This window comes from Streptomyces sp. BR123, from assembly GCF_013401435.1.
GTDB lineage: Bacteria > Actinomycetota > Actinomycetes > Streptomycetales > Streptomycetaceae > Streptomyces.
Window position 1 is genome coordinate 1 of record NZ_JACBGN010000333.1, and the last position, 7,271, is coordinate 7,271.

Sequence of the window (7,271 nt, forward strand, 5' to 3'; positions counted from 1 at the left end):
GAGTATACGAGATCGCCCCGCGCCCCCTCCGTACGGGGAGCGGCGGCGGTCGCGTTAGGCTCGACGGGTGGATCCCAAGACCCGTAACCGTGTGATGGCCGGTGTGCTCGTGCTGATGTTCTTCGTCGTGGCCGTGGCGGCCGCCGTCGGGCAGTAGCCGGCGGCCCCGAGCGGCGGCACCGACCGCGACCGGGCGGTTCCTCGCGCGCCATGCGCTGTCCCTTCGCCCGCACAGCACCGTGCGGGCCGTCGTGCACGACCGTACGAGGGGTCGACGGAACGCGGCCACGCACAGACGCGACCATGCACGTTGTCGCATGAAGCGGTGGTTTCGCGGGTGTCCCTTGCCTGGAGCGGGCTCGAAGCAGTTGGCTTGTGCCTCATGAAGTACACGCAGCTCGGACGCACCGGACTCAAGGTCAGCCGACTCGTCCTCGGCACGATGAACTTCGGTCCGCAGACAGACGAACCGACCAGTCACGGCATCCTGGATGCCGCGCTCGACGCAGGTCTGAACTTCGTGGACACGGCCAACGTGTATGGCTGGGGTGAGAACAAGGGCCGTACCGAGGAGATCATCGGTACCTGGTTCGCCCAGGGCGGCGGCCGGCGCGAGAAGACGGTCCTCGCCACCAAGGTCTACGCCTCCATGTCCCGCGAGGGCGACACCTGGCCGAACGAGGACCGGCTGTCGGCGCTGAACATCCGACGCGCCGTCGAGGCCAGCCTCAAGCGGCTCCGGACCGACTACATCGACCTCTACCAGTTCCACCACATCGACCGCCGGACCCCCTTCGAGGAGATCTGGCAGGCCGTCGACGTGCTGATCCGGCAGGGCAAGATCCTCTACGCGGGCTCGTCCAACTTCCCCGGCTACAAGATCGCCCAGGCCAACGAGACGGCCGCCCGCCGCGGGATGGTCGGCCTGGTCAGCGAGCAGTGCCTCTACAACCTCGCCGAGCGGCGCGCCGAGATGGAGGTCGTCCCGGCGGCCCGGGAGTACGGCCTCGGGGTCATCCCCTGGTCCCCGCTCCACGGCGGCCTGCTCGGCGGCGTCATCAGGAAGGAGGTCGAGGGCGGTCGGCGTGCCGAGGGGCGCTCGGCCGACGCGCTGGCCAACAGCTCCGTGCGGGCCCAGGTGCAGGCGTACGAGGACCTCCTCGACAAGCACGGCCTGGAGCCCGGCGAGACCGCCCTGGCCTGGCTGCTGACCCGGCCCGGCGTCACCGGCCCGATCGTCGGCCCGCGCACGGCCGGGCAACTGGAGAGCGCGCTGCGCGCGCTGGAGCTGGAGCTGGGCGAGGAGGTGCTGGCCGGGCTGGACGAGATCTTCCCCGGGCCGGGGCCGTCCCCGGAGGCCTTCGCCTGGTGATCCAGCGGTAGAACGGCCGTCGCCCCTTCCCACGGGGCGGCGGCCCCGCGTCGAACGGGCGTCAAATGCCGTGGGCGAGGGGGGCGTTGCGGGCGGCTCGTTACGCCGGGCCCGCGGGGCGGTAGGGGCCGCCGATGTCCCAGGCCTGGTGCAGGACGGCCGCGAACTCCCCGGCCAGGCGGTGCTCGCCGGAGGCGTTGGGGTGGGTGCCGTCGTAGGTGTCGCGGTGGATGTCGTACGCGTCCGGGCGTGCGCCGAGCAGGATCGGCGAGGCGTCGGTGGACAGGTCGGCGACGGCCTTGGCGAGGAGCTCGTTGAACCGGGCGACCTCGGCGGCGAAGAGCTCGTCCTCGTCGGCGCGGCTGTTCGGTATCACCGGCAGCAGGACCATCCGTATGCCGGGGCGGGCGGCGCGCGCCTCGGCGACGAAGCGGCGCATGTTGGCGGTGGTTTCCTCGGCGCCGGTGTAGAAGCCGAGGTCGATGAGGCCGAGGGAGACGAGCAGGACGTCGGCCCGGTCGGCGGCGACGGCGGGGCCGATGACGGGGGCCATGTGCTGCCAGCCCTCGCCCCAGCCGGCGAGGTGGCGGCGGGCGCGCTCGGGGAAGCCGGGGTCGGCGTACGCGTGGCTGGTCGGCGTGTCCGTGCGGGTGTCGTACAGCTCGCAGCGCGGGCCGACGATCCGGTACGGGCGGCCGAGGGTGGCGTTGAGGTGCTGCCACATCCGGTAGCGCCAGGTGTAGTCGCCGGCGCGTCCGATGGTCATGGAGTCGCCGACGAACATGAAACGCATCCGGTCATCATCGCGGATCACACGCCGGACGCCCCTGTGACGCCGGACACGCGGGCCGCTTTGGCAGGCTGGGTCCATGCGCCTGTCGTTGCCGTCGTCATTCACTCTCACCGCTGCCGCTGCCGCTGCCGCTGCCGCTGCCGCTGCCGCCGCCGTCCTCGTGGTGGCGCCGGTCCGGGCGGTTGCCGCGCCCACCCCCGCGCCCGCGCCCGCGTCGGCCGGGTTCACCCTCACCGATCCGCGGATCAAGGAGTCGAGCGGGCTGGCGGCGAGCCGGAGCCATCCGGGCGTGTACTGGACGCACAACGACAGCGACGACGGCCCGTACCTGTACGCGGTGGACTCCGCGACCGGGAAGACCGTGGCCCGCCTGACGCTGACCGGCATCGGCAAACCGCGCGACGTCGAGGCGGTCTCGGTGGGACCCGACGGGAAGGTGTACGTCGGCGACATCGGCGACAACCGCAACGGCACCTGGGACCACGTGTGGATCTACCGCTTCCCGGAGCCGAAGCAGCTGGCCGACGCCACGGTCGAGGCCGAGCAGTTCACGGTGAAGTACGCCGACGGGCCGCGCGACGCGGAGGCGCTGATGGTGCATCCGGTGACGGGCCGCGTGTACATCGCGAGCAAGAGCGAGAACAAGGGCGGGCTGTACGAGGGCCCGGAGCGGCTGACCGCGTCGGGAACGAACGTGTTCCGGCGGGTGGCGGACGTGCCGTGGGTGACGGACGGGGCGTTCTCGCCGGACGGGGCCCGGCTCACGCTGCGCGGCTATTTCTTCGCGCGGACGTACCCGTGGAAGGACGGGCGGCCGGAGGGCGAGGGCGAACGGGTGGACGCGCCGTGGCAGGGCCAGGCGGAGTCGGTGACGTACTCGCCGGACGGGTCGACGCTGCTGTTCGGGGCGGAGGGGGAGGGGAGCCGGGTGGTGGCGGTGCCGGTGAAGTCGGCGGCGGGCGGCCCGGCCGGGTCTCCGGGGCCGGCGGCCCCGAGTCCTGCGCCGGGTGCGGCGGCTGCCCCGCCGGGTGAGGGGGGCGGTGGTTTCACCAAGGGAGCGGCGGTCCTGCTGCTGGGCACGCTCCTGGTCCTGGCGGCCAAGCGCCTGTTCCGCCGCCGCCCCTCCTCCTGACGGCCCGGCCGCACCCCTGGGGCCCGCCCGAGTGCGGCCCGCCGACACCTTCCCGCGCAGTTCCCCGCGCCCCTGGGGCCGCCCCTCCGTGAACGTGTGCGGGTCGCCCGTGGTTGTTCGCGCAGTTCCCCGCGCCCCTGGGGGCCGTTTGCCGGTGGGCCTGTGCGGCCCGCCGACACCTCCCCGCGCAGGTCCCCGCGCCGCTGGGGCGCTGGTCGGAGGGGGAGGGCCCGGCTCTGCTGTGAGCTGCCGGGCCGGGGCTCCCGATCAGGGGCGCGGGGAACTGCGCGAACGGCCACGTACGGCCAGGTACGGCCGCGGGTCGGGGCCGGCGGTCAGGCGGCTCTGACCAGGACGGGGCTGCCCGGCTGGGACGGGACGAAGGCCACTCCGCGGCGGCTGACGCTCAGCCGGAGGTTGCCGACCCGGGACAGGACCACCGCGACAGCGGCTGCCGCGGCCAGCGACACGGCTCCGCCGGCGGCCATGCCGATCCGCGGTCCGTACGTGTCGGTGACCCAGCCCACCAGCGGTGCGCCGATCGGGGTGCCGCCGGTGAACACCATCATGTACAGGGCCATCACCCGGCCCCGCATCTCGGGGTCGGTGGCCGTCTGCACGCTCGCGTTGGCGGTGACGTTGACCGTCAGCCCGAACATCCCGATCGGCACGAGCAGAGCGGCGAACAGCCAGAAGCCGGGCGCGAACGCGGCCACGACCTCCAGGGCGGAGAACAGGACCGCAGCCGAGACCAGCAGCCGCAGCCGCGAGGCCCCGCGGCGTGCCGCCAGCAGGGCGCCGGCCAGGGAGCCGGCCGCGAGCAGGGTGTTGAGGAACCCGTACGTGCCCGCGCCCTCGTGGAAGACGTCGCCGACGAAGGCCGCCAGCCAGATCGGGAAGTTGAAGCCGAAGGTCCCGATGAAACCGACGAGCACGATCGGCCAGACCAGTTCGGGGCGTCCGGCGACGTAGCGCAGGCCCTCCCGCAGCTGGCCCTTGGCGCGCGGCTGCGGCCGGACCGGGTGCAGTTCGGCGGTCCGCATGAGCAGCAGGCCGGCGACGGGGGCGGCGAAGGACAGCCCGTTCAGCAGGAAGGCCCAGCCGGAGCCGACGGCGGTGATCAGCACACCGGCGAGTGCCGGGCCGACCAGCCGCGCGGACTGGAAGTTGGCGGAGTTCAGGCTGACGGCGTTGGCGAGCTGCGCGGGTCCGACCATCTCGGAGACGAACGTCTGCCGGGCGGGGTTGTCGACGACCGTGATGAGGCCGAGCAGGAGCGCGGCCACGTACACGTGCCAGACCTGGACGTGCCCGGCGAGGGTGAGCGCGGCCAGTGCGACGCCGGTCAGGCCCATCAGGCTCTGGGTGGCGACCAGCAGCGGCCGCTTCGGCAGCCGGTCCGCGAGGACGCCCCCGTAGAGGCCGAGGACCAGCACCGGCAGGAACTGCAGCGCGATGGTGATGCCGACGGCGGAGGCCGAGCCGGTGAGGGACAGGACCAGCCAGTCCTGGGCGATGCGCTGCATCCAGGTGCCGGTGTTCGAGACGGCCTGTCCCGTGGCGAAGAGCCGGTAGTTCCGGATCCTCAGCGAGCCGAACATCGAGTTCCGTGAGGTTCTCGGCGCCCGGCCCGCGGCGCGAGCGGTGCGTGTGGTGCTCGCGGTGCGCGTGGTAGGGGTGGATGTATGGCCGGGTGCGGAGGATGCTCCGTTTCCCGTACTCAAGGGCGTTCGCCTCCTGGCGTGGTTCCTATAGGTGGGCGAGCTTCTCCAGGACGGGCGCGGCTGCGCGCAGCTTGGCCCATTCGTCCTCGGTGAGCTCGGCCGCGAGCCCGGCCAGGAAGGCGTTGCGTTTGCGGCGGCTCTCTTCGAGCATCGCCTCGGCTTCCTCCGTCTGGCTGACCACCTTCTGTCGGCGGTCGTCGGGGTGCGGTTCCAGCTTGACCAGTCCCTTTGCCTCCAGCAGTGCGACGATGCGCGTCATGGACGGCGGCTGGACGTGTTCACGGCGGGCGAGTTCGCCCGGGGTGGCCCGGCCGCACCGGGCGAGGGTGCCGAGGACCGACATCTCGGTCGGGCTCAGCGATTCGTCGACGCGCTGGTGCTTCAGGCGTCGGCCCAGCCGCATGACGGCGGAGCGCAGGTCGTTCACGGCGGCGGCGTCGTCGCCATGGGTGAGGTCAAGCATGTCTTTAGGGTAACTCATTACTCTGGCTAAGTAACAACGGTTTATCGTCACCCCGCGCCGGGCCGACGTCACGCCCCCTCACTCGTACGCGCCGCCCGCCCATCACTCGTACGGGTGAGGAAGTCGGGAAAAGCGACACGCGGCCACGCCCTGTGCCAGGACTCTGTCCGCATGGGGACACAGGTGCTCAGCATGCGCATAGACGGGGAGCTGCTCGACCGCCTCCGCGTCCACGCCGCCAAACGCGGAATGAGCGTCCAGGACTATGTCGTCCGGACGCTCATTCGCGATGACTTCGACGAGCGCTTCAAGGCGGCCGTCGACGAGACGGAGAAGTTCTACGGGGTCACGTGAGGCCCAGGGCGGGCATCGCGTAGTAGAAGAGGAACACCGCCGAGACCGCGTACATGGCCGCGGGGACCTCCCGGCCCCGGCCGGTCGCCAGCCGCAGCACGCTGAAGGCGATGAAGCCGATGCCGATGCCGTTGGTGATCGAGTAGGTGAACGGCATCATCACCATGGCCAGGAAGGCCGGGACGGCGATGGTGAAGTCGCTCCAGTCGATCTCCTTCACCGAGCCCGCGAGGATCAGGAAGCCGACCGCCACGAGGGCGGGGGTGGCCGCCTGGGACGGGACCATCGTGGCGAGCGGGGTGAGGAACAGGGCCACGGCGAAGAGGCCGCCCGTGACCACGTTGGCCAGGCCCGTGCGGGCGCCCTCGCCGACGCCGGCCGTGGACTCCACGAAGCAGGTGGTGGCGGAGGAGGAGGTCGCGCCGCCGGAGGCGACGGCCAGGCCGTCCACGAGCAGGACCTTGTTGATGCCGGGGAAGGTGCCGTCCTTCTCGATCAGCTTGGCCTCGTCGCCGACGCCGAGGATCGTGCCCATCGCGTCGAAGAAGCAGGACAGCAGCACGGTGAAGACGAACAGGCAGCCGGTCAGCAGGCCGACCTCGCCGAAGCCGCCGAACAGGCTGACCTCGCCGACGAGCCCGAAGTCGGGGGCGGCGACCGGGTTGCCCGGCCACTCGGGAACGGTCAGGCCCCAGTCGGCGGCGGGCAGCTCCAGTACGGCCTGGACGACGGCGGCGACCACGGTCATGGCCACGATGGAGATCAGGATCGCGCCGGGCGTCTTGCGGATCAGCAGGGCGAGGGTCAGCAGCACGCCGACGACGAAGACGAGTACGGGCCAGCCGTGCAGCTGGCCGCCGGTGCCGAGCTGCAGCGGCACGGTGGTGTGCGCCGCGTCCGGGATGCGGGTGACGAAGCCCGAGTCGACCAGCCCGATCAGCATGATGAACAGGCCGATGCCGATCGCGATGCCCTTGCGCAGGCCGAGCGGGACGGCGTTCATGACCCGCTCGCGCAGGCCGGTCGCGACCAGCAGCATCACGACGAGGCCGGCCAGGACCACCATGCCCATGGCGTCGGGCCAGCTCATGCGCGGGGCCAGCTGGAGGGCGACGACGGTGTTGACGCCGAGGCCGGCCGCGAGGGCGATCGGGACGTTGCCGATGACCCCCATGAGGAGGGTGGTGAAGGCGGCCGTCAGGACGGTGGCGGTCACCAGCTGGCCGCCGTCGAGCTGGTGGCCGTACATGTCCTTCGCGCTGCCCAGGATGATCGGGTTCAGCACGATGATGTAGGCCATCGCGAAGAACGTGGCGAAACCGCCGCGGACCTCGCGGGCGACGGTCGAGCCGCGCTCGGTGATCTTGAAGAAGCGGTCCAGGCCCGACTGGGGGCCGGGGGCCGGGGGCTGCGCGGCCGGCGCGGTGGCCGGG

At 72.0% G+C, this 7,271-nt stretch carries 7 protein-coding genes; 3 read left to right on the forward strand and 4 right to left on the reverse strand.

What is annotated here, in order from left to right; translation table 11 throughout:
* Positions 1-382 precede the first annotated feature (382 nt).
* The gene (locus HYE82_RS31720; protein ID WP_179177655.1) at positions 383-1,372 is read left to right on the forward strand and encodes an aldo/keto reductase; all 990 of its coding nucleotides are present in this window, start codon (positions 383-385) and stop codon (positions 1,370-1,372) included.
* 100 nt (positions 1,373-1,472) lie between these two features.
* Here HYE82_RS31720 and HYE82_RS31725 read toward each other — a convergent pair whose 3' ends face one another.
* On the reverse strand, positions 1,473-2,165 hold the full coding sequence (locus HYE82_RS31725; RefSeq protein WP_179177656.1) for a GDSL-type esterase/lipase family protein: 693 nt from the start codon (positions 2,163-2,165) through the stop codon (positions 1,473-1,475).
* Between the two features lie 76 nt (positions 2,166-2,241).
* On the opposite strand from HYE82_RS31725, the gene HYE82_RS31730 reads away from it, so the two are divergent.
* Positions 2,242-3,297 carry a WD40 repeat domain-containing protein gene (locus HYE82_RS31730; protein WP_179177657.1) on the forward strand — a complete coding sequence of 352 codons (1,056 nt, stop codon included), beginning with the start codon at positions 2,242-2,244 and terminating at the stop codon, positions 3,295-3,297.
* Between the two features lie 335 nt (positions 3,298-3,632).
* On the opposite strand, the gene HYE82_RS31735 is transcribed toward HYE82_RS31730, so the two are convergent.
* Positions 3,633-4,898, reverse strand: coding sequence for an MFS transporter (locus HYE82_RS31735; RefSeq protein WP_179177658.1), 1,266 nt, complete (start codon positions 4,896-4,898; stop codon positions 3,633-3,635).
* A 148-nt stretch (positions 4,899-5,046) separates the two neighbouring features.
* Positions 5,047-5,484: a MarR family winged helix-turn-helix transcriptional regulator gene (locus HYE82_RS31740; RefSeq protein WP_179177659.1), complete on the reverse strand. Its 438-nt coding sequence runs from the start codon at positions 5,482-5,484 to the stop codon at positions 5,047-5,049.
* Between the two features lie 171 nt (positions 5,485-5,655).
* Here HYE82_RS31740 and HYE82_RS31745 point away from each other — a divergent pair, with 171 nt between their 5' ends.
* Positions 5,656-5,838 (forward strand): ribbon-helix-helix protein, CopG family, encoded by a 183-nt coding sequence (locus HYE82_RS31745; RefSeq protein ID WP_179177660.1) that lies wholly within the window; start codon positions 5,656-5,658, stop codon positions 5,836-5,838.
* Here the strand turns inward: HYE82_RS31745 and HYE82_RS31750 are convergent.
* Positions 5,831-7,219: an NCS2 family permease gene (locus HYE82_RS31750; protein WP_256987947.1), complete on the reverse strand. Its 1,389-nt coding sequence runs from the start codon at positions 7,217-7,219 to the stop codon at positions 5,831-5,833. The two genes, HYE82_RS31745 and HYE82_RS31750, sit on opposite strands and share 8 nt — an antisense overlap.
* Positions 7,220-7,271 lie beyond the last annotated feature (52 nt).

Coding starts and splice junctions, on each gene's coding strand:
- HYE82_RS31730 (WP_179177657.1), top strand. CDS start 2,242: ATGCGCCTGTCGTTGCCGTCGTCATTCACTCTCACCGCTGCCGCTGCC.
- HYE82_RS31740 (WP_179177659.1), bottom strand. CDS start 5,484: ATGCTTGACCTCACCCATGGCGACGACGCCGCCGCCGTGAACGACCTG.
- HYE82_RS31720 (WP_179177655.1), top strand. CDS start 383: ATGAAGTACACGCAGCTCGGACGCACCGGACTCAAGGTCAGCCGACTC.
- HYE82_RS31725 (WP_179177656.1), bottom strand. CDS start 2,165: ATGCGTTTCATGTTCGTCGGCGACTCCATGACCATCGGACGCGCCGGC.
- HYE82_RS31735 (WP_179177658.1), bottom strand. CDS start 4,898: ATGTTCGGCTCGCTGAGGATCCGGAACTACCGGCTCTTCGCCACGGGA.
- HYE82_RS31745 (WP_179177660.1), top strand. CDS start 5,656: ATGGGGACACAGGTGCTCAGCATGCGCATAGACGGGGAGCTGCTCGAC.